This window comes from Pedobacter faecalis (assembly GCF_030182585.1).
Classification (GTDB): Bacteria; Bacteroidota; Bacteroidia; order Sphingobacteriales; family Sphingobacteriaceae; genus Pedobacter; species Pedobacter faecalis.
The window spans coordinates 2511158-2533018 of sequence record NZ_JARXOW010000001.1; the positions used below are offsets into that span (position 1 = coordinate 2511158).

23 protein-coding genes are annotated in these 21861 nt (G+C 48.4%); 15 read left to right on the forward strand and 8 right to left on the reverse strand.

What is annotated here, in order from left to right:
• The first annotated feature begins 2 nt into the window (after positions 1-2).
• Positions 3-506: a GNAT family N-acetyltransferase gene (locus QEP07_RS11390; RefSeq protein ID WP_285010233.1), complete on the forward strand. Its 504-nt coding sequence runs from the start codon at positions 3-5 to the stop codon at positions 504-506.
• Here QEP07_RS11390 and QEP07_RS11395 read toward each other — a convergent pair.
• On the reverse strand, positions 496-1437 hold the full coding sequence (locus QEP07_RS11395) for a M20/M25/M40 family metallo-hydrolase (RefSeq protein WP_285010235.1): 942 nt from the start codon (positions 1435-1437) through the stop codon (positions 496-498). The genes QEP07_RS11390 and QEP07_RS11395 overlap by 11 nt on opposite strands.
• Positions 1434-2528 (reverse strand): DUF4407 domain-containing protein, encoded by a 1095-nt coding sequence (locus tag QEP07_RS11400; RefSeq protein WP_285010236.1) that lies wholly within the window; start codon positions 2526-2528, stop codon positions 1434-1436. The genes QEP07_RS11395 and QEP07_RS11400 overlap by 4 nt, the downstream gene beginning before the upstream one ends.
• Positions 2529-2624: 96 nt before the next feature.
• On the opposite strand from QEP07_RS11400, the gene QEP07_RS11405 reads away from it, so the two are divergent.
• From QEP07_RS11405 to QEP07_RS11415, 3 genes are read left to right on the forward strand one after another with little or no spacing between them, the layout of a single operon-like run.
• Positions 2625-2942: a rhodanese-like domain-containing protein gene (locus QEP07_RS11405; RefSeq protein ID WP_256007046.1), complete on the forward strand. Its 318-nt coding sequence runs from the start codon at positions 2625-2627 to the stop codon at positions 2940-2942.
• The gene (locus QEP07_RS11410) at positions 2943-3128 is read left to right on the forward strand and encodes a DUF6358 family protein (protein WP_256002522.1); all 186 of its coding nucleotides are present in this window, start codon (positions 2943-2945) and stop codon (positions 3126-3128) included.
• Positions 3129-3139: 11 nt separating this feature from the next.
• Entirely contained in the window at positions 3140-4102 is a 963-nt protein-coding gene (locus QEP07_RS11415; RefSeq protein WP_285010237.1) for a hypothetical protein, read from the forward strand.
• A 10-nt stretch (positions 4103-4112) separates the two neighbouring features.
• Here QEP07_RS11415 and QEP07_RS11420 read toward each other — a convergent pair whose 3' ends face one another.
• Genes QEP07_RS11420 through QEP07_RS11430 form a run of 3 tightly spaced genes read right to left on the reverse strand, consistent with a single transcriptional unit; the run spans position 4113 to position 7201 of the window.
• The gene (locus QEP07_RS11420; protein ID WP_285010239.1) at positions 4113-4730 is read right to left on the reverse strand and encodes a rhomboid family intramembrane serine protease; all 618 of its coding nucleotides are present in this window, start codon (positions 4728-4730) and stop codon (positions 4113-4115) included.
• 1 nt (position 4731) lies between these two features.
• Positions 4732-6474, reverse strand: coding sequence for a M14 family metallopeptidase (locus QEP07_RS11425; protein WP_285010240.1), 1743 nt, complete (start codon positions 6472-6474; stop codon positions 4732-4734).
• Between the two features lie 10 nt (positions 6475-6484).
• On the reverse strand, positions 6485-7201 hold the full coding sequence (locus tag QEP07_RS11430) for an outer membrane beta-barrel protein (protein ID WP_285010242.1): 717 nt from the start codon (positions 7199-7201) through the stop codon (positions 6485-6487).
• A gap of 41 nt (positions 7202-7242) precedes the next feature.
• Here QEP07_RS11430 and pepT point away from each other — a divergent pair, with 41 nt between their 5' ends.
• Positions 7243-8496, forward strand: coding sequence for a peptidase T (gene pepT / locus QEP07_RS11435; RefSeq protein WP_437126694.1), 1254 nt, complete (start codon positions 7243-7245; stop codon positions 8494-8496).
• Positions 8497-8499: 3 nt separating this feature from the next.
• Here pepT and QEP07_RS11440 read toward each other — a convergent pair whose 3' ends face one another.
• The 3 genes from QEP07_RS11440 to QEP07_RS11450 are packed head-to-tail and all read right to left on the reverse strand — an operon-like array spanning position 8500 to position 10854.
• Positions 8500-9189 carry a class I SAM-dependent methyltransferase gene (locus QEP07_RS11440; protein WP_285010244.1) on the reverse strand — a complete coding sequence of 230 codons (690 nt, stop codon included), beginning with the start codon at positions 9187-9189 and terminating at the stop codon, positions 8500-8502.
• Between the two features lie 52 nt (positions 9190-9241).
• Positions 9242-10639, reverse strand: coding sequence for an MBL fold metallo-hydrolase RNA specificity domain-containing protein (locus QEP07_RS11445; RefSeq protein ID WP_285010246.1), 1398 nt, complete (start codon positions 10637-10639; stop codon positions 9242-9244).
• A gap of 8 nt (positions 10640-10647) precedes the next feature.
• Positions 10648-10854, reverse strand: coding sequence for a YtxH domain-containing protein (locus QEP07_RS11450; protein ID WP_256002500.1), 207 nt, complete (start codon positions 10852-10854; stop codon positions 10648-10650).
• Between the two features lie 384 nt (positions 10855-11238).
• On the opposite strand from QEP07_RS11450, the gene QEP07_RS11455 reads away from it, so the two are divergent.
• The 10 genes from QEP07_RS11455 (at position 11239) to frr (ending at position 21858) form a co-directional block, all read left to right on the forward strand.
• Entirely contained in the window at positions 11239-11952 is a 714-nt protein-coding gene (locus QEP07_RS11455; protein WP_285010247.1) for a DUF2490 domain-containing protein, read from the forward strand.
• A 176-nt stretch (positions 11953-12128) separates the two neighbouring features.
• Positions 12129-15395, forward strand: a complete 3267-nt coding sequence (locus QEP07_RS11460; protein WP_285010248.1) for a SusC/RagA family TonB-linked outer membrane protein — start codon at positions 12129-12131, stop codon at positions 15393-15395.
• A 30-nt stretch (positions 15396-15425) separates the two neighbouring features.
• The gene (locus QEP07_RS11465) at positions 15426-16961 is read left to right on the forward strand and encodes a SusD/RagB family nutrient-binding outer membrane lipoprotein (protein WP_285010250.1); all 1536 of its coding nucleotides are present in this window, start codon (positions 15426-15428) and stop codon (positions 16959-16961) included.
• Between the two features lie 31 nt (positions 16962-16992).
• Positions 16993-17790 carry a phosphatidylinositol-specific phospholipase C/glycerophosphodiester phosphodiesterase family protein gene (locus QEP07_RS11470; protein WP_285010251.1) on the forward strand — a complete coding sequence of 266 codons (798 nt, stop codon included), beginning with the start codon at positions 16993-16995 and terminating at the stop codon, positions 17788-17790.
• Positions 17791-17864: 74 nt separating this feature from the next.
• Complete coding sequence (gene rplM, locus QEP07_RS11475) at positions 17865-18308, forward strand: 50S ribosomal protein L13 (protein WP_256002473.1); 444 nt, start codon at positions 17865-17867, stop codon at positions 18306-18308.
• 10 nt (positions 18309-18318) lie between these two features.
• Positions 18319-18705 carry a 30S ribosomal protein S9 gene (gene rpsI, locus QEP07_RS11480; RefSeq protein WP_256002471.1) on the forward strand — a complete coding sequence of 129 codons (387 nt, stop codon included), beginning with the start codon at positions 18319-18321 and terminating at the stop codon, positions 18703-18705.
• 18 nt (positions 18706-18723) lie between these two features.
• Positions 18724-19548 (forward strand): 30S ribosomal protein S2, encoded by an 825-nt coding sequence (gene rpsB / locus QEP07_RS11485; protein ID WP_256002468.1) that lies wholly within the window; start codon positions 18724-18726, stop codon positions 19546-19548.
• Between the two features lie 97 nt (positions 19549-19645).
• On the forward strand, positions 19646-20482 hold the full coding sequence (tsf, locus tag QEP07_RS11490) for a translation elongation factor Ts (protein WP_256002465.1): 837 nt from the start codon (positions 19646-19648) through the stop codon (positions 20480-20482).
• A gap of 76 nt (positions 20483-20558) precedes the next feature.
• Entirely contained in the window at positions 20559-21266 is a 708-nt protein-coding gene (gene pyrH / locus QEP07_RS11495; RefSeq protein ID WP_256002463.1) for a UMP kinase, read from the forward strand.
• Between the two features lie 28 nt (positions 21267-21294).
• Positions 21295-21858, forward strand: a complete 564-nt coding sequence (gene frr, locus QEP07_RS11500) for a ribosome recycling factor (RefSeq protein WP_256002460.1) — start codon at positions 21295-21297, stop codon at positions 21856-21858.
• Positions 21859-21861 lie beyond the last annotated feature (3 nt).

A 21861-nucleotide genomic window follows, 5' to 3' on the forward strand; every position in this document is an offset into this window, starting at 1 on the left:
CAATGATGATCCTACTTAGAAGAGCCATGGAGGGGGATATAGATAGTATCCGGGATTTAGCGATGAGAACCTGGCCATCGGCCTATGGCGAGATATTATCGGAAGAGCAGATCAGCTATATGCTGGATACCATGTACAGTAGAGCCGAACTGCTCAAGCAGGTTAGGGCAGGGTATGTCTTCCTCATGGCAGAGGAAGATGGTATGGATATCGGCTTTGCCGGATACTCCGGTCTCCCGGAAAACGCGACCATCTATAAGCTACACAAGCTATATGTGTTGCCGCAGCAGCATGGTAAGGGAGTTGGCAAACTGCTGATCAGCGAAGTATGCAGGTTGGCCGCCCATGCCGGGGCAAAAACGCTTCAGTTAAACGTAAACCGTCACAATAAAGCCCGGGGCTTTTATGAAAGCTTAGGCTTTAAGATCGTTGAGGAGGTCGACATCAATATTGGTAAGGGCTTCTTCATGAACGACTTTATTATGGAAAAGGAGCTTACTCAATAAGCCGCGGTATCCTTGTCGGCGTATCCTGCCCTTTAATGATGCTTACGGCGCTCCGGGCAATGGCTTTTATCGTCGACAGGATATTCTCCACATCAAGCGTTTCGTACTCATCCTTTACGGTATGATAAAACTGGTCGGTATCGATCTGGTCGGTACTGATGGTGTGTGCAGGTACGCCCAGCGCAGCCAGCGTGGCGTTGTCGCTGCGGTAAAACAGATTTTGCTTAGGGTAAGGATCCGGGTGAAAGGTAAATTCAGTTCCCTTCAGGTTCTTCTGCAGGATCTTTCCGAAATCCGACTTATCAAAGCCGGTAATGAATGCGGCGTTCTTTCCGAATTTACTGTCCTTGCCAATCATCTCGATATTGAACATCGCCACCACATGATCCGGATTTAGTTTTCCTGAAAAATGCTTCGAGCCAAAGCCGCCGATCTCCTCAGCGGTAAAAGTCACGAAGATCAGGGTCCGTTCGTTATTGTTCAGGTCTTTATAATACTTAGCCAGCGCGATAACGGCAGTCGTGCCCGAGGCATCGTCATCTGCCCCGTTAGCAATGCTGTCCTGCGCGTTTCCTTTAACAATGCCGATATGGTCATAATGTGCCGAAAAGACCACGATCTCCTTTGCTTTAGATTTTCCCGGGATCATACCCGCCACGTTAAAAAGCGGTTTGCCCTTCCGCTCAAAGCTCTGACGGAACGAAGTTTCTCCTGGGAGTGGCTTCAGGCCGATCTGTTTAAATTCAGCTTCTATGAAACTTGCCGCTTTGTCGGCACCCGCACTGAAAGTTGCCCTGCCCTGCATATCGTCACTGCTCAGCGTTTTGATCAGTTTGTCCACATACGTTCTGCTGATGATCTGGTTAATGTCCTGCGCATAGATATAGGGCGCACTGATAAGCAATAATAAAGCGGTTAAAATTCGTTTCATTGATCGGAGTTATATAAAAATGTTCTCTTTCGGCGGCCCACTTCAGCATCTACGCGCGTGTCATGTACGCCGTCTACCACGCTAACCTCATAGTCTTTTTCCCGGTCGGATTCATGTACCTGGCTGATCTCTATGTTGTTAACGGCTTTGTCGTACGGGCCGTTACTGCTCATCAATTTAACAAAAACCGGCAAGCATTCAAAGAAAATAAACAACAGACCTATAAATGTTACCGCCAGTGCCGTATCGGTGTCGGGCTTGCCGGCAGGCGTAAATTTAAGCTGACCCAAAGCCCAGTTGCGGTCGGCAAACCCGGCCACACCTACCAGACTATCCAGCTGTCTGCCGGTATACAGCCGTTCACTCATCATTCCGTCGAAAGCTTTCCGGTCGGAAATGAAATTCTCGAGTCTCAAGGCTGCCGCACCCAGCGTATCGAGATCGCTCTGCCTTTGCTGAAGTTCCGCCTCCTTTCGTTTGGCATACGGGCCATAACCCATAATGCCCGAAGTCTCGGTAGTTTTATTGCCAAAAATCTCATAGTTGAGTTTTTGCCGGTCGCTCTTAATGGCTGCCTGCAGCGAGTCACGCTGTGCCCGGATGTCGGCAAGCTTAGCCATTTCAATTTTGTATTTATTATTGAACGCCACATTTAATGTGTCAATCCGCGAGCGCTGATTGTTCAGATAACTCATTTTCAGGCGTTCCCTGATTTCCTTGTCGAAGATTTTAAGTTCAAGCGGGCGGGAGATTACAATGCCGATCATAATCGCAAGCAGGATACGCGGTGTAGCTTGTAGAATTTGTCGCGAGGCAGAGGCGCTTTTATCAATGCTCGATACGATGTAGCGGTCCATATTGAAGATTGCCAATCCCCACAACAAGCCAAACAACAGCGCATACCCTATGGCCCCGGCCTCGCCTTTAAAAATAAAGTGAAGGGCATAGCCGCCCGATAATGCAGCAAACAGGCCGGTAAAGAAAATCGTCGCACCTATGCCGGTGTATTTCGTGTGTTCGGTAGGGTATTTTTCCAGTGTCGGGATATGGGCCCCTGAACAGAACCAGAAAAACCGCTGTATGGCGTTCATGATGTACTTGATAATGTTTACGTTACTACTATTAAACGCCCGGCACGTTCAGTTGTTACAATACAATTCGTATCTTTGAAAAAACAGATTGCTATGATTAAGGAAATAACGGTCGAAGAACTAAAGCAGAAGATCGATAATAACGAAGATTTTCAATTGATTGATGTCAGGGAACCCTTCGAATATGAAGTGTCTAACCTCAACGGCGAGAATATCCCCCTGGGCGGTATTTTGATTGAGGCCGATAAGGTAGCCACGGACAAGCCTGTCATCATTCAGTGCCGCAGCGGTAAACGCAGCGCAGCCGCAGTAATGCAGCTTGAGCAGCAACTGGGACTTACCAATCTGTATAATCTTAAAGGAGGCATTCTAGCCTGGCAGGAAGCATTTGACCCTGAAATGCCTGTTTACTAGATGGTCAAAAAGATTGCATTAAACGTTTTTTACACCCTGGCGATTATTATATGCATCATAGGCATCGTATGGTGCGTTAGTAATAATCAGTACCCTTATATCGCCGCTTTTATTGGTTTTGCCGTGTTCTTTGGATATCTGAAACTTAAACTGTTCAAGGAGATGCGCAACTTGTTAAAGAAGTAGCGGAGAGATACATGAGCACAGTTTACCAGCCCTTCCGCAGTTTCGACTTTCATTATAAAAAGTGTTACCTGAGCGGCGATACTTTTTCGACACCAATAGTAGAAAGCAATATCCTGCCGCGCTGGCTGCTCGATATGGCGGGACTTAGCGGAGAGGAGCCGATTAAACTGCTCGACGAAAGTATCCGCAGCTACAACAGCCTGAAGGTTCCGGTGAATATCGAAGTGCAGGAACACTTTGTTGATGCGCTGGAGCAGAGGATGCAGCAGGCTTTTTCTGAGGGGTACCAGGGAGTGTCGCAGTTAGTTCAATCCGACATCTTTAACTGGATCGGGAAATTCCTGTATGGGCTGGTGTACCTGGAAATGAACGCCGCAGTGCGCCAGCAGCAATTGAGTGCCGACGGACTGAACATGTCGCAGGGCCTCATGCACAAATTCGGAAACCTGCACACCATGATACAGGGTATTTATACCCCGGTAGAGTTTGAAGAATTTCAGCCCTGGTCTATCGTGGTCGTCGAGCTGGCGGAAGAGACACCATTCAGCTTCCGTGATGAAATCAACACGCTTACCTTTTCGATGAAGATGAAGAATTTCGGTATCGTGGCCTGTCTGCAGGACAATGGCACCAATGCCAGATTCCATCAGCAATTACTCGATCAGATCAAAGGGACCAAGCTTTCCGCGGAGCAGTTTGAAGAACTCTGTGCCAGGTTCTATTATTCGGCATATTTGTTTAACCGCCTCCCCGAATACGCGGTGATGCCTGTGGAGGGTACCATTTACATCGAGCCCATGCCGCTCAAGGGCACCCTGAACAAGCCGATCTTTGATCACTGGCAGCATAAAACCTATGCGCAGGTGCTACAGGAATTCTGGAAACCATGGGGCCATACGCTGTTTGAAATCATCAAAGACCCGGCTAATCCGATGAGCTATTTCCATCCGCCGGCACTCCCCGCCGTATTATAAAGCCCAGTTACTAGGCAAGCTTAAGCATAATCTGGTTCAGGAAATGCGGAATCACGCCTGGCACCAGAAGCACGGTAATGATCAGGCCCGATAATGCGCCAAAGAAGTGCGCATCATGGTTAATATTGTCCCGCGCTTGTCTGGACGCGTACACGCAATACACAAGGTACAGCGGGCCAAACACGATTGCCCAAATTGGTACCGGGATAGGCAAAATGAACAATGTAGAAAAAGGTGCGAAAAGTATGTAACTAAACATTACTGCACTAATGGCCCCTGACGCGCCGAGGCTATTGTACCACATATCATTCTTATGACGGATTACAGTAGGGATATCGCTCAGAATTAAACTCACGAAATACAGGATCGCAAAGTTAACTGAGCCAATCGTCCTTTCAAGCCCGAAGCCGAAGGACCAGAAGGTGATCATGTTAAAGATCAGGTGCATCCAGTCGGCATGGATCAATCCGCTCGTAATGAGCGTGTGCAATTTATAACGGCGCGAAACGCTATACGGGTGCAGCATAAACTTCCCATACAGGTCCGGATTGCTGAACGCATAAAGGCTGGTCACAATGGTAAATAAAAAGATAATTGAGGCAACGGGCGTTTCGTGTAAATATTCCATATTATTTTAATGATAAAGGCTGAGGGCTAAGTAAACGTGCAACAGGGTATCGTGAATGTGTCTTTTCGTAGTAGGCGGAGTTTTTATAGACAAAGTCCAGCTGTGCGCCTGCATCCTGGGCCAGCTTAGGGTTCTTTTGCTTTTCCTTTTCAAGCGCTTCCCGCAATTGTGGCTGCGCTTTGAGCAGCTCGGCCGCAGTATCCTCAAAAATATAGGCGGAGTAATGTTCCTTCATGCTCAATACAGCGTCGAAAAAGTTCCAGTTAAAGAAAGAGTCCGTCGCCTGCGGTTCCAGGGTTTCCATGATATAACGGTTGACCGCCTGGTTTGTGTACACCACATAGTCTCCCTCGTAAAAGCGGATCTTTTGCCGGACAGGCTTCAGCTGCACGGCGGAGTGGAGGTAATGCCCCTCATAAGGTGCGGCGCTGGTCTTATACTCCCCAATGTAATACATCTCAACATCCAGCTCTGCCTGTTCCGTTAATCTGCCCATTTTCACGCCGTTCAACTGCAGCAAGGCGATCACCTTCTCCCAGGCCTGCGGGATGATATACGCCACAGGCTTTTTAACAACCACCGAGGGCTCAAAGTTATTCCACTGTTTTATTGCCTTGGTATAAGGTGCATTCCGGTCGTAATACAGGCGATCCAGACCGCTCACCTCGCTGGGTTTATACCTGGCCTCATAGCCTTTAAACTGCAACTCGTCATACTTGTCGCGGTTTAGTTTCCAGGCAAGCGGGAAATCGGACTGGGCCGACACCGCTTCATCTGCCCTGCCTTTGTTTTCACGGATCTGGCGGGCATCTCTCTCCACCAGATCGATGTAGATCCGGAGCAGTTTATACGTAGCATCTACCCGCTGCGGATAAGGCTTCAGCATGTGCGTCTCCGGCATAAAACCGATGGTATTGTGCAGTGCGGCGTAGCCGGTAGAGTACCGCGGCGATTCCAGGAAGCCCATAATGCCAGCATCCGGTGTTTCTTCCATACTGTTCACGTAAGGCGTCATTTCATAACCTGCCTTCTCCATCCTGCTGTAGAGTTCAGGCAGCATTGTCGACCTCAGGTATTCACTCAGCAAAGGCTGAAGCTTGTCTTTTTGTGTCGGTATCAGCGTCATGACGTACTGGTAGTCGGCACCATTACTGGTATGGGTGTCCACAAATATCTCCGGCTTCCAGGTATTAAAGATCTCCTGAAAAGCCACAGCATTTCTCGAATCAGACTTAATGAAGTCACGGTTCAGGTCGTAGTTCCGCGCATTGCCCCTGAAGCCATAGGCGGCCGGACCGTTCTGATTGGCACGTGAGGTACTGCTTCTGTTAAAACTCCCATCAATATTATACAATGGAATGATGCAGATAACCACATTTTCAGGCAGCGCGTTGTTCTTAAGGAGGTCGCGCGCCAGCATCATGCTCGCATCAATACCTTCAGGCTCGCCGGGGTGAATGCCGTTGTTGATCAGCAATACGCATTTATCCCTGCGCCTGGCTTCTGCCGCATCGGAAATGCCATCCCTTGAAAGGACCAGCACATGCAGGGGTTTACCGAAATCCGTCTGACCGTATTCAATCAGTTTCGCCTGTTCGTACTGCTTGTCCAGACCGGCGTACCAGGCTATAACCTGATCGTATGTAGCCGTCTCCTTGTTGCCGCTCTGTTCATATGGGGTAAGCTGTGCAGATGTGTGCATGGTTATGGTATAAAGCAATATGAATAATAAGGACCTTTTCATTGAAGAAAAACTAGTTAAGTGAGCGTTTCGACAATCCTGCGGGGCCAAACAGGTATCTCAGTCCCGCACTGTAAAAATGATACCGGTCGGGCACATCCTCTTTGAAGGTAACGTTCGACCTGTCGTATCCGTCCAGACCCTCTCCGAGTGAAAAATTGACCTGTATATTCGCGTTTATGCCAAGTCGCGGCATGCCCGCCCGGTCGTTGAAGTAATAACTGAAGCCCAGATTCAGGGGCAGCACAAGTTCCCGGGATTTACTTTTACCAAGGTAGATATCACCTTCCAACTGATTTTTGTGGGATATCTTATTTCTGATGATCGCTGCACCGGAGCCCAGGTACAGCCATTTCAGTGCATCCAGCAGTCTGCCCGACCGATGGTCTGTCACCGCCCCAAGATATAACTTTGCATTCAGGCCTGTAAGCGTATAATCGTTCACAAAAGCACGGGCAAGCGGGTCGTCCGACGAATTTCCTGATTTGATCTTGCCTTGCTGTATCTCGGCGCCTATACTCACGAAGGGGCTAAAGAAAAACTCCGCCTGTCCGTAAATGGCTTTCGAAAAGTCCTGGTCCGGCAGGTCTGTAAAGGCCTGGGTAAAACCGTATCCGCCGCCAATGCCCAGCTTATAATAATTCGACTGTGCAGTGGAAGAAAGGCACAGGGTCATAAGCGCCCATAGCGCAAACAGGCTTTTTGTCGATATAGCTCGGGTACTGGTCAAATTATAATCTAATGGCTAACTTTGTGACTTACCTTACGGATATGCTAAATTATCAAAATAAAACTAAAACGCTCCAAAACCGCTTCATTAAGTACGTGCAGATTGATACGCAGTCTGACCCGATGTCGCCCGCCACACCCTCTACCGAAAAGCAGAAGGATCTTGGGAATGTCCTGGTACAGGAACTCCAGGATATGGGCATAGCTGATGCGCATATGGACGATCATGGCTATGTATATGCAACCATTCCTTCCAATACAGAAAAGCAAGTGCCGGTAATATGCTTCTGCTCACACATGGATACTTCGCCCGACTGCAGCGGACATGCCGTAAAACCTATTATACATACCAATTATCAGGGTCAGGACCTGGTTTTGCCCGACGACAACAGTATTGTCTTGCGTATGCATGAACATCCAGACCTCAAAGAGCAGATCGGAAACGACATCATTACCGCAAGCGGAACTACGCTGCTGGGGGCCGACAATAAGGCAGGCGTGGCCGAGATTATGGAAGCTGCGGCCTTTTTTATGCAGCATCCGGACGTAAAACACGGAACGATCAAAATACTTTTTACACCCGACGAAGAGATTGGTCGCGGTGTGGATAAAGCCGACCTGCAGAAGCTTGGGGCCGACTTTGGTTATACGGTAGACGGTGAAACCTTGGGTTCTATAGAAGACGAGACCTTTTCTGCCGACGGTGCCTTGCTCACCATTCATGGGGTAAGCACGCATCCTGGCTTTGCCAAAGGCAAAATGGAAAGTGCCATCAAGATATTGTCAGACGTGATCAGCGCGCTGCCGTCTGACTGCCTGTCGCCCGAGTCCACAGAAGGGAAAGAAGGCTTCATTCATCCTGTTTCTATCAGCGGTAGCGTAGAGCGTGCTGAAGCCAGGTTTATCCTGCGCGCTTTTAACAATGAAGAGCTTGAGGCCAACGGCGAGTTTCTCGATGCGACCGTTCAGAACATTATCGAGGATTATCCCAACGCTACCTATACCCTCGAGATCACGGAGCAGTACCGGAACATGAAGCAGGTACTCGACCGGCATCCCGAGGTCATTCAATACGGCATTGAGGCTATTGAGCGCGCAGGTATAACGCCGAAGCGTCAAAGTATCAGGGGCGGAACCGACGGCTCACGCCTTTCTTTTATGGGATTGCCATGCCCGAATATTTTTGCGGGCGAACATGCCTTTCACGGTAAGCAGGAATGGGCCTCGGTACAGGACATGGAAAAGGCGGTGCAGACCATCATCAATATCGCCTGCATCTGGGAAGAAAAAGCTTAAGGATTAACCGGCAACGGTCAGACGCGCCAGGTACTGATCGTTGCCGTCTTCAAACAGGATTTCAGTAAGCCAGCCAGCTTCACGGGCGGTACTGATGAGCGTCTGCTGGTCTACATACACCCATTTAAACCAATTCCCTTTCAGGCTTTTGTATTCGTATCGGAAACTGACTTCCCCATAATACCCATTTAAGGGAAAGGGCACCGATTCGTACAGGTACATCAGGTCGGAGCTATCAAAGACGAGTTGACCGCCCGGGTTGATCAGCCCTTTAGCTTTGCTGAGAAAGGACTTTAAGCCCTGGAGCGAGCCCGTCAGCCCAATACCGTTCATCATAAACAGCAAGGTATCATACCCCGCCCCGGTATATTTCAGGATATCGCCGGTCAGCGCTTTTTTCAGTCCCCGCTGCTTCATAATGGCCACAGCCTCTTCTGAGATATCCATTCCCGTAACATCAAATCCCCGGCCCTGTAAAACGAGGGCATGGCTTCCAACCCCGGCGCCCACGTCGAGTACCTTGCCGCGGCAGGCATCAAGTGCTTTGAGCTCAAGTTCCGGCATTTCCTTTTCACTTCGGAAATAGATGTCCACCGGCATCTCCTCCGGTTCATCGTAAGAATTATGCACCCAGAGAATATCTGAAGGGGGATTACGGAACTGATCTTTTAGAGCCTGGCCAAATACATCCATCGGGCAAACTTAGACAAATCCCTTTAGCTACGCAATGCTCATTTCTGCCAGATTACAGCTCGTACACCTGCCGGTATTCCGGGATGGTCACGTTCTTAAAGCCTGCATCGCGCACACGCTGTGCGAAGGCCTGCTGCACCTCGTACTCTCCATGCACCAAAAAGATCTGCTTCACCTGTTCCGGGTCCTGGCATTCGAGAAAATGAAGGAGATCCTCGTAATCGCCGTGCGCGCTCATGGATTGTATCGACCGCACATCCGCTACCACATCATATTCTTCGTTGAACATCCAGACCGTGCGGCTGCCCGCCACCAGTTGTCCGGCCAGGGAATTCGGATCCGCATAACCCACCATGAGAATCGTGTTCTTCTGGTTGCCAATTGTATTACGGATATGGTGCCTTACCCGACCGCCCTCGGCCATGCCCGAAGAAGCGATAATGACACAAGGCCGGGTATCTTCGTTTACCGCTTTAGATTCCTGTACGCTTTCTATAAATTTCAGTCCCTTGAAGCTGAATACATCGTCATCGATCTTCATCAGTTGTTTTACGCCATTGTTATAGGCTTCAGGATGGTTTTTCAGCACTTCAGTGGCCTGGAGCGAAAGCGGACTGTCTACATAATACGGTACGTCCGGCAGTTTGTTTTTCAACTCAAGGCCATTTAGCGCGTACAGAAGTTCCTGTGTGCGGCCTACGCTAAAGGCGGGGATCACCACCTTGCCCTTTTTGATCAGACAGGTGTGGTTAATAATTTCCAGCAACGATTCCTCTATCGGTTCCAGACTTTTGTGAAGGGAATCACCATAGGTAGACTCCATCAGGATATAGTCGGCCTGCGGATAGGTCTGCGGACTTTTCAGGATCAGGTCGCCATAACGGCCCACATCCCCGCTGAAGGTGATGCGGTGCTCCTTTCCATCTTCAATAATCCGCAGATGAACGGCTGAACTGCCGATAATATGGCCAGCGTCGGTAAACCGGAGTGTGATCCTGGGGTCTATCTCATAATCTTCCAGATATTCGACCACCTTAAACTGACTCAGGGTTTTCACCACATCGTCGTCGGTATACAGCGGTTCCTCGCTGGTCTCGCCGTCCTTTACATGCCGGTTTGCATATTCCGCATCCTGCATATGGATCTTTGCCGAGTCCATCATAAGGATTCGTGCAAGGTCCATCGTTGCAGGCGTACAAAATATCTGTCCCTTAAAGCCATCGGCCACCAGTCGCGGTAACAAACCGCAATGATCGATATGCGCATGAGAAAGGACAACGTACGACAATTTAGCCGGGTCGAAGCCGAACCGCTGATTAAGGCCGTCGGTTACCTCGCCCATCCCCTGGAACAGGCCGCAGTCGAGCAAAAGTTGAGTACCGTTATTTAGTGTGATGAGGTGCTTGCTGCCCGTTACAGCCCGCGCAGCACCATAGAAAGCAATTTTCATTCAATAAACTACCCGTTTACTTTCGAAATGGTGTCTTTCACTTTGTCGGTAACGTTTGCAAGTTTGTCTTTTGATGAATCGAGAACATCGCTAAGCCAGTCAGACACCTTATCTTTCAGGTCGCCCGACTTGTCTGATGCCAATATTAATGCCACTGCCGCGCCCAGCGCCGCTCCCGCTAATACGCCGGCGATAATCTTAGTTTCTTTCTTCATAATCTTAATTTTTATGGAAGGATAACAACCACGGCGGGCAAATGGTTTTGATGTCCTTCTTCGGTATTTGCCCGGAGCTGTATTGATTGCTGGTGCTTTCGCTGCTTGTCTTGCAAAAGGAGATGACAAGTAGTATCATTGTTTAGTTATACCGGTAGGTTCAAATAAAAATAGCCTAGATTTAACAGGGAGTTAAGAGGGATAAATCCCCTTTTTCCTCCCTGTTATCCCCCTGTTAAGCCCCTGTAATGCCCCTGTTATTCAGCTTTTCTGTGGCCAGCAAGTAATGCCCAGCCTTAACTATAACGCAAATCTTGCTTAAATGGAATTGAAGCATTTTTTTACCTTTGTCAGGAGTGTCTAACCATTAACCTGTTATACCAAATGATACGATCGATACAATTGACTATTATTGCCGCTTTATGCGCGTTTAGCCTGACTGCCGTTTCACAGACTGTGAACCAGAACAGCGGCTGGCTTTTTTTATTGAACAGCACCAAACTCAATGATAACTGGGGACTTCATTTTGATGCACAGTTTCGTTCTCAGAATGAATGGGATGGTGTCAGGAATATTTTGATCAGACCTGGGCTTACCTATTTTATCAATCCCAAAGCAGATGTAACCTTAGGCTATCTGTACACGCCCACCTTCACAAAAATAGCCGGTGCACCCGATCTTACCCTTACAGAGCACAGGATTTGGGAGCAGTTTATTTATAAACATAAGATCAGTAAAATTAGTGTGAGTCACCGCTTCCGGCTGGAACAACGCTTCATAGAACGGAACGGGCAGGATGATCTGTTCTCGCAACGCGGGAGATATTTTGTAAGGTTCATGTTGCCGCTGCAGGAAGGTGCTCAAAGCTTTACCAAAGGTCCTTTTGTCGCCCTTCAGAACGAGGTGTTCCTGAATCTGCAAAATAAAAATGAGCTCAATGGTCATGTATACGACCAAAACCGGGCATATATCGCAGGCGGGTACAGGATTAGCCCGAAGCTCGATATAGAGGCCGGATACATGAACCAGGCGGTGAACGGAGCTGCGGCCAACACCAGCAACCATATCGTGCAACTGGCGGTATACACCAGGTTTTAGCCTAAGCGTCGCGCCACAGAGATTGCTTAGTTACCAGACCGTTAATGATCTGATAAGTTTCTATTAGCATTTAGCATGTATCGCGTTTTTATGGGCGCGTATTTCATGTCTTCATAAATCAGGATAAACAATGGGTTAACAAGGCCGGGATAGCTTTGTCAAAAAAAACCAAACTCATGTTTAAACTAACAAACCAGATCAGAGACCCTAAAGCAAGGTCTGTGAAATCGGCTTTTTTGGAGGCCGCTCTTTTGCTGATCGCTCTCATTAGCCTCGTGGCCTTAAGTTCTGTTGCCGCTATGGCGCAAGGCATACTTGTAAAAGGCGTTGTAACAGACGGAGAAACTAAACAGACTATTCCCGGAGTGAGCGTGCGGGTTGCGGGCGCTGCCGCGGGTACGGTGACCGACAAGAATGGTCACTACGAAATTAGTGTCCCCAACGAACAGGCCGTTCTCGAATTTGCCTATGTGGGTTTCACCCGGCAGCAGATCGCTGTGCGCGGGCAGCGTAATATAGATGTGGTATTGCGTAGCGACAACAACCAGTTGAACGAGGTTGTGGTAACCGCACTGGGAATTACCCGGGAAGCAAAATCCATCGGTTTTTCTGTACAGAAAGTGGATGGCGAACTTCTGCGGGAATCGCACGAAACCAATTTACTGAATACCCTTAGCGGCCGGGTGGCCGGTGTGCAGATCACGAGCGCTTCGGGTGGTATTGGTGCTTCTTCCAATATCCAGATACGGGGACAAAACTTTGTGAGCGGTTATAATTATAACAACTCACCATTGTTTGTGGTAGACGGTGTGCCGATAAGCAACAACAACGAGCAGTCGACACGCGCGTTTACTGGTCGCCAGGACTTTAACAACCCGAATTTTACGGCCAACGAAGGTGAGGTAGACTATGGCAACGCCGCAGGGGAAATTGACCCGAACGATATTGAATCGATCACGGTATTGAAAGGGCCGAACGCGGCGGCATTGTATGGTTCAAGAGCGTCCAATGGGGTAGTGCTCATCACGACCAAATCGGGCAAGGGTGTAAAAGGCCTGGGCGTTTCTTTTAACTCGCAGGCCAGTTTCGAATCGCCGCTGAAGCTGCCCGACTACCAGTATGTATACGGGCAGGGGCAGGATGGCAAATATGCGTACAAAGACGGAATGGGCGGAGGAACCTTTGATAACATCATCGAGAACTGGGGTCCGAAGATGGAGGGACAGCTGATCCCTCAGTTCGATTCGCCGCTTGACGCGAGCGGTAACCGGATACCAACACCTTTTGTTGCGCAGCCTAACCAGTTGAAGGATTTCTTTGTGAACGGTCAGACTTACACGAATAACCTCTCCATAGCGGGAAGCACGGACAAGCTGAATTTCCGCCTGTCGTACACCAACCTGGAGCAAACGGGTATTGTGGAGAACACAGATCTGAGCAGGAACTCACTCGGACTGAACTCGGGCTATGCGATAACCGATAAGCTGAAAGTTGATGTGAACATGAACTATGTAAACAACGGAAGCGACAACCGGGCAAGCTACGGGGCAAAAAACGACGATGCCATTATGAAGATCTTCCTGTACATGCCAAGGAACCTGAACGTGGCCAGTTTGCGCAATTACTGGAAAGGCGGGTTGGCAAATTCAGTACAGAACTCACCGATCTATAATCCCAATGGCGCAAGGTGGAACAACCCCTATTTTGTGGCCTACGAGAACCTGAACGGCAATAACCGCGACCGTGTTTACGGTAATGTAAAGCTGGATTATGCCATCATGCCAAACCTGAAGTTGATGCTGCGTACCGGCCGCGATTTCTATAACGACAAGCGGACGATGCGTCACGCGATGTCTTCGGCACAATACGTAAACGGCTACTACCAGGAAGATGACGTTGCTTTTCTGGAAACGAACCATGATTTCTTGTTGTCGTACGACACCAAGTTTAAGGGCGACTGGAGTTTTAATGCGAATGCAGGTGGTAACCTGCTGATGCAAAAATCCAAAAGACTGGGTGCCATTGCAGGTCGCTTGTCGATACCCGGTGTGTACAACCTGACAAATAATGCCCAGCCTATTCAGGCAGGGAATGTTTACCAGGAGAAGCGCATCAATTCGATCTATGGTACCACACAGCTGGGTTATAAAGACAAGATCTTCTTAGACCTTACGGGCCGTAACGACTGGTCGAGCGCCCTTCCGAAGAAAAACAATGCTTATTTCTATCCTTCGGCATCGCTAAGTGTGCTGGCCTCTGAGTTGTTTGGCATACAGAGCGAAACGATGAGTTACCTCAAACTGAGAAGCAGTATTTCGTCGGTGCGCCGCGACCTGGAACCTTATCAGACTTCGGCCAATTTCCAGGTGTCGCAAGGCTGGGGCGGCGAGACGGTAGCGGTACATAACAACAATTATCCGAACGCTGATATCCGCCCGGAGAAGGTGGAATCTTATGAATTCGGGTTCGATAGCCGGTTTCTGGACAACCGGATCGGTCTGGACGTAACTTACTATAAGAGTACGACGACCGATCTGATCATTCCTGTTACCCTGAACCCTTCTGCGGGATATGATACCAAGCTGATGAACGTAGGCAAGATGACGAACCAGGGTCTGGAAGTCATGCTGAATGCTTCGCCGGTGAAGGCGGCCAACTTTAACTGGGATATCTCGGTGAACTTCGGTTTGAACAGGAATAAGGTTATTTCATTGGCAGAGAACATTGGCATCTCGAGGATCCGTCAGCTGGAACGCTGGGCTTCCCTTGAGCTGCGTACGCTGAATACTAAGGGCGACGGCTCGTTCGGTTCGTTGTACGGCGACTACCTGATTTATAATCCATCGGGTCAGCTGACGCACAAGAACGGTCTGCCGCAGGAAGAAAACGGCGACTGGGGCTACCTCGGCAACGTTAACCCGGACTATACAGCCGGGATTACCAATAACCTGCGCTATAAGCGCTTTTCGCTGAGCTTCCTGTTTGGCATTCAGAAAGGTGGTGTGGTGCATTCCAGAACTTATATTGAGGGTATAAACGCCGGAAGTTTGAAGGAGTCGTTGGTGAACCGGGATGCAAATGGTAGCGGCAATATGGTGGGCGAGGGTATCGATATTGATACCGGTAACCCCAACGCAACGCCGGTTACGGTGCGTAACTACTGGAGGGCCTATTACAATAACGACATGATTGCGACTTTTGATGCCTCGTATATCAAGTTAAGAGAGCTGAAGATCGGTTACGCCCTGCCATCAAGCCTAATGCGTAAAATTGCGGTGAAGAATGGCAGCATCTCGCTGGTTGGCCGCAACCTGCTGCTGTGGTCGGACGTGCCAAACATAGATCCGGAAGTTTCCGCATACGACGGGCAGTTTCAGGGTGTAGAGGCAATGTCGCTTCCTTCGCTCAGAAGTGTAGGTATGTCGCTTAACCTTAATTTTTAATCCTTCCGCTCAGTTTAAAGAATATAAGATATGAAAAAGATAAATATCGTGTTTTCCTTGCTGGTTGTCCTTTTAGGATCCTGCAGCAAGTTTGAAGAAATCAATAAAAATCCGAACAACCCGTCAACGGTTCCTGCAGAAATGTTGTTGCCGCCCATTATCAGCTCGGCAGTCGGTTCGATGAACGCAAGCGGCAGTCGCGCCGGACAATATGTGCAGCACCTGGCATGGCTGGGCGGCACAAGCGAATCGGACGGCCGCTATAACCTGACCGGAGCTTCTTACCGGGAGGAATGGAACGGACCTATGCGATTAATTAAAGACGTGAATCAGTTGGCCGGAATCGCACAAGCTAACGGTCAGACGCAGTACCAGGCTATTGCGGCCATTATGAAAGTATACATCCTTTCGCTCATGACAGACGCCTATGGTGATATTCCCTACGATGAAGCAGGCATGGGTAATGTTACCGGCTTAGAGTTTCCAAAGTACCAGGCACAGCAGGAGGTGTATGAACGGATGCTGACAGATCTGGAGTCGGCCAACCAGTTGCTGAAAAATCTGCCGGCAGGCACAGTGATCAGTCGCGATATCCTCTTTGCAGGTAATGCCGCAAGGTGGAGGAAGTTTGCCAATTCGCTAAAGATCCGTATCCTGATGCGGCAATCGAACAAAGCAGATGCGGCTGCACGCATTGGCGAAAGAGTGGCGGCAATTTTTAATAACCCCTCTGAGTATCCTGTATTTACAAGCGCGGCAGAACAAGCGATGCTGGTATACAATAACAGCACCGATTTCTACAGCTGGTATATTCAAAATCCGCCTGCGGATGGCAGTGGTGTGAACTTTGGCGACAACGCCCGGGTAAGCGATGTGATGGTTAACTTTTTGAAGGCGGCAAACGATCCCAGGCTGACCATTTTTGCGGCGCCTACCAAAAAGTCGTACGACGCAAACAAAGCCAATCCAGCCCAGGCGCTCGTTTACCGCGGTATACGTGCCGGTCTGAGCAGCGAAGAACAGAAGAACTTGTATCCGGGCCTGGACAACAACGACTTTTCTGTTATCGGCAGCCGCATCCGCAAGGAGAACCGGGCATTTTTGTTTACCTATGCGGAGTTGATGCTGTTGAAGGCCGAGGCGATTCAGCGGAACATGGGCGTGACGGGGGTTGCAGCTACGGCATATCTGGATGGTGTGCGTGCTTCATTTGATAACTGGCCTCAGCTTGCCGGTGCACAGGCCGCTGCACCGTATATATCGGATGCACAAAAGACTGCGTATTTCCAGCAGACAGGTGTCGGTTTATCGGCTACCGAGCCGCTGAAACAGATTGCTGAACAGCTTTGGGTAAACGCCTTCCTTAACGGATTTGAAGGATGGGCAGGATGGAGAAGGACCGGTTATCCGCAACTGGTTCCGGGTCCGACCGTTTTATCACCGATCCCGGTGCGCTATGTGTATTCGGACAACGAGCAGAACAGTCCGAGTCTGCTAGCCTGGGTTAATGCCAACATGGGGGGCAAGATGCCGACACACAATACCAAAGTGTGGTTTCAGCCCTAGGTTGATTACCGAGTTTACAATATATTAGAGGATGAATATAAAACACATATTCGGCTTAAGCCTGCTTATTGCAGGCTTAAGCATTTCGCTGGTCCACGCCCAGAAATACACGGCAAACAAAAATGCGCATTCACATAATGATTACTTGCAGCCGAGACCCTTTCATTTGGCCTATGAAAACCGTTTTGCCTCTATGGAGATCGACGTGTTTGAGGTTGACGGGCAGCTTTATGTTGCGCATGAAAGGAACGAGATCGATACCGCAGGTACTATAGAACGGCTTTATATCAACCCTTTGCTCGATATGATCCGCGCGAACGGTGGTAAGCCATATAAAAACGGCGGCGGTCTGCAGTTCATGATCGATTTTAAAACGCCGGGCACTACGGCATTAAAAGTGCTGGAGGCTAAACTGAAGCCTTACCGGAAGTACTTCGACGTAAACCATAATCCGGATGCGGTGCGTATTGTGCTGAGCGGCGCTACGCCTGCTCCGGAACGGTGGGGCGACTATGACCCGATTTTCTTTTTTGACGGACGCTTAAGCACCCCGTATACTGCAGAGCAGATGAAACGTGTGGCTTTTTACAGTACCGCCTTTCAGCAGTTTTCTAAATGGGATGGCGTAGGGCCTCTTGCCGATGCCGACCGCGAGAAGCTTGCGGCTTATGTGCGCAATGTCCATGCGTTGGGAAAGCCCGTCCGGTTTTGGGGCAACCCGGATACCCCGGATTGCTGGCGGGCATTTATCGAAATCGGGGTCGATTACCTGAATACCGATTCGCCTGTGAAGATGGCAGAATTTCTAAACAAACTATTTGTTAATTAGATATTTTGCGCTATCTTTGCAGTCCCCAAAAAAGCGGGGAATGAATAATTGTTTAACAAATTAAATACAAGCAAGTGAATACGTTAAGTTACAAAACTGTCTCTGCCAATGCAAAAACTGTTAACAAACAGTGGGTTGTTGTGGATGCTGAAGGCGAGATTTTGGGGCGCTTGTCATCGAAGATCGCTATGATCATCCGTGGTAAAAACAAGCCTGAGTACACCCCACACGTAGACTGCGGCGATAATGTGATCGTTATTAATGCAGACAAGGTTAAATTGACCGGAAGTAAGTTCTCCGATAAGGTTTACACTTCTTATACCGGCTATCCGGGCGGTCAGCGCTTCATTTCTCCTAAGGAGTTAATGGCTAAACACCCTAAGCGTGTTATCGAGAAAGCGGTACGCGGTATGCTTCCTAAAACTAAACTTGGTGCAAAATTATTCACCAACCTTTATGTTTATGCAGGTTCAGAGCATCCTCATGCAGCACAATCACCTAAAACCATTACACTTTAATTAAGAAGAAATGTCAGTAACAAATACTTCAGGAAGAAGAAAAACTGCTGTTGCACGTATCTATCTAAAAGATGGCAATGGCACCATTACCGTAAACGGTAAAGACCATAAAGAATATTTCCCTACCCTGCCTTTGCAATATATCGTAAACCAGTCGTTTGAAGTGGCCGAAGTGATCGGTCAGTATGATGTTCAGGTAAACGTTGCAGGTGGCGGTGTTAAAGGTCAGGCAGAAGCTGTTCGTTTGGCTATCGCTAAGGCTATCGTTGAATTAGATGCTGATAAGAAGTCGGCATTGCGTGCTAAGGGTATCATGACCCGCGACATGCGTATGGTGGAACGTAAGAAACCAGGACGTAAAAAAGCACGTAAGAAATTCCAATTCAGTAAACGTTAATCTTAAGGAGACAAAACAATGGCAAGAACTACATATCAAGACTTATTGGATGCAGGTGTACACTTTGGTCACCTTACCCGTAAATGGAATCCAAAAATGGCGCCTTACATTTTCATGGAGCGCAACGGAATCCACATCATCGATTTAAATAAAACTTTAACCAAAACTGAAGAAGCTGCTACAGCGATCAAACAGATTGTAAAATCTGGCCGTAAGATCCTTTTTGTGGCTACTAAGAAGCAGGCTAAAGAAATCGTAGCCGATCAGGCTAAAAAAGTAAACATGCCTTACGTAACCGAGCGTTGGTTGGGTGGTATGTTGACCAACTTTGCAACGGTACGCAAGTCGATCAAGAAGATGGCTAACATCGACAAGATGACTAAAGACGGAACTTACTCGATCCTTTCTAAAAAGGAGCGTTTAATGATTCAGCGTGAGCGTATTAAACTGGAAAACTTATTGGGCGGTATTGCTGACCTGAACCGTTTGCCAGCTGCAATTTTCCTGATCGACGTGAAGAAAGAGCATATCGCGGTTAGCGAGGCGTTGAAGCTGAACATCCCTACCTTTGCAATGGTGGATACCAACTCTGACCCTTCAAACATCGACTTCCCGATTCCGGCAAACGATGATGCAACCAAATCAATCTCTTTGATCACTGACATCATTGTTAAGGCTATCGAAGAAGGTTTGGATGAGCGTAAGCGTGAAAAAGACGAAGAAGCAGAAAAAGAAGCTGTAGCGGCTAAGGCTGCTGCTGATGCTCCTGAAGTTGCTGCTCCGGGTTCAAGAAGACAAAAAGTTCAGGCTGAGAGCGAAGAAGGCTCAGCTGAGGAAGCTTAATATAATTTAATTTGGGTTGTATGATGTGTTGGAGGACAAAAGACCACCGCATTATACAGCCCATAATTTTTAACTCATAAAATAAAGGAAACTAAAGATGTCAGTACAAATTACTGCTGCAGATGTAAATAAATTGCGCCAGCAAACTGGTGCAGGTATGATGGACTGCAAAAAAGCATTAACTGAGGCTAACGGTGACTTTGAGGCTGCCGTTGATTATTTGCGTAAAAAAGGTGCTAAAGTAGCTGCGAGCCGTCAGGATCGCGAATCGAACGAAGGTGTGGTTATTGCTAAAGCTACTGCTGATGGTAAGCGTGGTGTGGTGATTGAGCTGAACTGCGAAACTGACTTCGTAGCTAAGAACGCTGACTTCGTAGCATTGGGAAATAAATTTGCAGACCTGGCTATCGAGCAGAACCCTGCTTCCCTGGAAGAACTGCTTGCTTTGGAACTGGACGGACAGAAAGTTGCTGATGTAATTGTTGACAACACTGGTAAGATCGGCGAGAAGATCGGTATCTCTAAGTTTGAGACCGTAACCGGTGAGAAAGTTGTTCCTTATATCCACGGTAACTACCGTTTAGGTGTACTTGTTGCGCTTAACCAGGCAGGCGAAGGTGTTGAAGAAGCTGGTAAGGATGTGGCTATGCAGATCGCTGCTATGAATCCTGTGGCGCTCGACAAAGCTGATGTTGATGCAACAACAATTGAGCGTGAGACCGAGATCGCAAAAGAGCAGATCCGTGCTGAAGGTAAGCCTGAGGAAATGGTTGAGAAGATCGCTGCAGGTAAACTGAACAAGTTTTACAAAGACAGCACCTTGCTGAACCAGGAGTTTGTGAAGGATTCTTCTAAAGATGTACGTAAATTCTTAAATGATACTGCAAGCGGTCTTACCGTGACTTCATTTAAGCGTGTTCAATTGGGCGCGTAGTCACTTTTGACAATACTTTTAAGAGCCTCCTGAGTCAGGGGGCTTTTTTTATGGTTTTTTTCCTATTTTTGAGGCCATGAAATATAAACGGATCCTCCTTAAACTCAGCGGCGAATCGCTGATGGGCGAAAAGCAATATGGTATTGATAATGAGATGGTAAGGCAGTATGCCGAAGACATCAAAGCTGTACACGATCAAGGTTTGCAGATTGCTATCGTCATTGGCGGCGGTAATATTTTCAGGGGTTTAAGTGCGGAGAAATCGGGTATGGACCGGGCGCAGGCCGATTATATGGGTATGCTGGCTACGGTAATAAACAGCATGGCGCTTCAGGATGCGCTGGAAAAAGTTGGCCTGAAAACCAGGTTGCTTACGGCTATAAAAATGGAGCAGATCTGTGAACCATTTATTCGGCGCCGTGCCGTGCGGCACCTCGAAAAAGGTCGTGTGGTGATCTTTGGTGCGGGTACCGGTAACCCTTATTTCACCACAGATTCTGCGGCTGCTTTACGGGCTATTGAAATTAAGGCGGATGTGGTATTAAAAGGTACGCGTGTAGACGGGATCTATACTGCTGATCCTGAGAAAGACCTTACGGCAACAAGATACGATGAGATCAGCTTCAAAGAAGTGTATGCCAAAGGCCTGAATGTTATGGATATGACTGCATTTACGCTTTGCGAGGAAAACAAGCTTCCGATCATCGTGTTTGATATGAACAAAACCGGCAATTTTATGAAGATTGCTAAAGGTGAAGCTATTGGTACACTGGTGAAAGGATAGTTGGATTTTATTGATAATAACACGATATATGAATGACCTTATAAAAAAACAGTTACAGGACGCGCAGGCTTCGATGGACAAGGCTATCCTGCATTGCGAGGCTGAGCTGACTAAGATCCGGGCCGGAAAAGCTTCTGCGGGAATGCTTGACGGTATCATGGTTGATTATTATGGCAATGCGACCCCCCTGAACCAGGTGGCCAGCATCAATACGCCGGATGCGCGTACCCTGATCCTGCAGCCATGGGAAAAGCAGTTGCTCGTACCGATCGAGCGTGCGATCATGGAGGCCAATATCGGCATCAATCCGCAGAACGATGGTGTGGTGATCAGATTGGTGGTGCCGCCGCTTACGGAAGAGCGCAGAAGGGAACTTGTTAAAAAGGTAAAGGAAGAAGCCGAGCGTGGCCGGATCACGGTTCGTAATATTCGCAAGGATGCGAACGAAAAGATCAAGCGCCTGAAAGGTGAAAGCGTTTCGGACGATGAGATCAAAACGGGCGAGGCAGAGGTACAAAAGATCACGGATGCCTATATCGTTAAGGTCGACAAGCATGCCGAGGCGAAAGAAAAGGATATCATGACTGTATAGGCC

What these genes read in the sequence shown, in the direction of transcription:
- QEP07_RS11450 (WP_256002500.1), bottom strand. Translation starts at nt 10,854, where the DNA reads ATGAAGAAAGAAACTAAGATTATCGCCGGCGTATTAGCGGGAGCGGCG.
- tsf (WP_256002465.1), top strand. Translation starts at nt 19,646, where the DNA reads ATGTCAGTACAAATTACTGCTGCAGATGTAAATAAATTGCGCCAGCAA.
- QEP07_RS11415 (WP_285010237.1), top strand. Translation starts at nt 3,140, where the DNA reads ATGAGCACAGTTTACCAGCCCTTCCGCAGTTTCGACTTTCATTATAAA.
- QEP07_RS11460 (WP_285010248.1), top strand. Translation starts at nt 12,129, where the DNA reads ATGTTTAAACTAACAAACCAGATCAGAGACCCTAAAGCAAGGTCTGTG.
- pepT (WP_437126694.1), top strand. Translation starts at nt 7,243, where the DNA reads ATGCTAAATTATCAAAATAAAACTAAAACGCTCCAAAACCGCTTCATT.
- QEP07_RS11470 (WP_285010251.1), top strand. Translation starts at nt 16,993, where the DNA reads ATGAATATAAAACACATATTCGGCTTAAGCCTGCTTATTGCAGGCTTA.
- QEP07_RS11420 (WP_285010239.1), bottom strand. Translation starts at nt 4,730, where the DNA reads ATGGAATATTTACACGAAACGCCCGTTGCCTCAATTATCTTTTTATTT.
- QEP07_RS11400 (WP_285010236.1), bottom strand. Translation starts at nt 2,528, where the DNA reads ATGAACGCCATACAGCGGTTTTTCTGGTTCTGTTCAGGGGCCCATATC.
- QEP07_RS11440 (WP_285010244.1), bottom strand. Translation starts at nt 9,189, where the DNA reads ATGGATGTATTTGGCCAGGCTCTAAAAGATCAGTTCCGTAATCCCCCT.
- QEP07_RS11455 (WP_285010247.1), top strand. Translation starts at nt 11,239, where the DNA reads ATGATACGATCGATACAATTGACTATTATTGCCGCTTTATGCGCGTTT.
- QEP07_RS11425 (WP_285010240.1), bottom strand. Translation starts at nt 6,474, where the DNA reads ATGAAAAGGTCCTTATTATTCATATTGCTTTATACCATAACCATGCAC.
- rpsB (WP_256002468.1), top strand. Translation starts at nt 18,724, where the DNA reads ATGGCAAGAACTACATATCAAGACTTATTGGATGCAGGTGTACACTTT.
- rpsI (WP_256002471.1), top strand. Translation starts at nt 18,319, where the DNA reads ATGTCAGTAACAAATACTTCAGGAAGAAGAAAAACTGCTGTTGCACGT.
- pyrH (WP_256002463.1), top strand. Translation starts at nt 20,559, where the DNA reads ATGAAATATAAACGGATCCTCCTTAAACTCAGCGGCGAATCGCTGATG.
- QEP07_RS11390 (WP_285010233.1), top strand. Translation starts at nt 3, where the DNA reads ATGATGATCCTACTTAGAAGAGCCATGGAGGGGGATATAGATAGTATC.
- frr (WP_256002460.1), top strand. Translation starts at nt 21,295, where the DNA reads ATGAATGACCTTATAAAAAAACAGTTACAGGACGCGCAGGCTTCGATG.
- QEP07_RS11395 (WP_285010235.1), bottom strand. Translation starts at nt 1,437, where the DNA reads ATGAAACGAATTTTAACCGCTTTATTATTGCTTATCAGTGCGCCCTAT.
- QEP07_RS11410 (WP_256002522.1), top strand. Translation starts at nt 2,943, where the DNA reads ATGGTCAAAAAGATTGCATTAAACGTTTTTTACACCCTGGCGATTATT.
- QEP07_RS11445 (WP_285010246.1), bottom strand. Translation starts at nt 10,639, where the DNA reads ATGAAAATTGCTTTCTATGGTGCTGCGCGGGCTGTAACGGGCAGCAAG.
- QEP07_RS11465 (WP_285010250.1), top strand. Translation starts at nt 15,426, where the DNA reads ATGAAAAAGATAAATATCGTGTTTTCCTTGCTGGTTGTCCTTTTAGGA.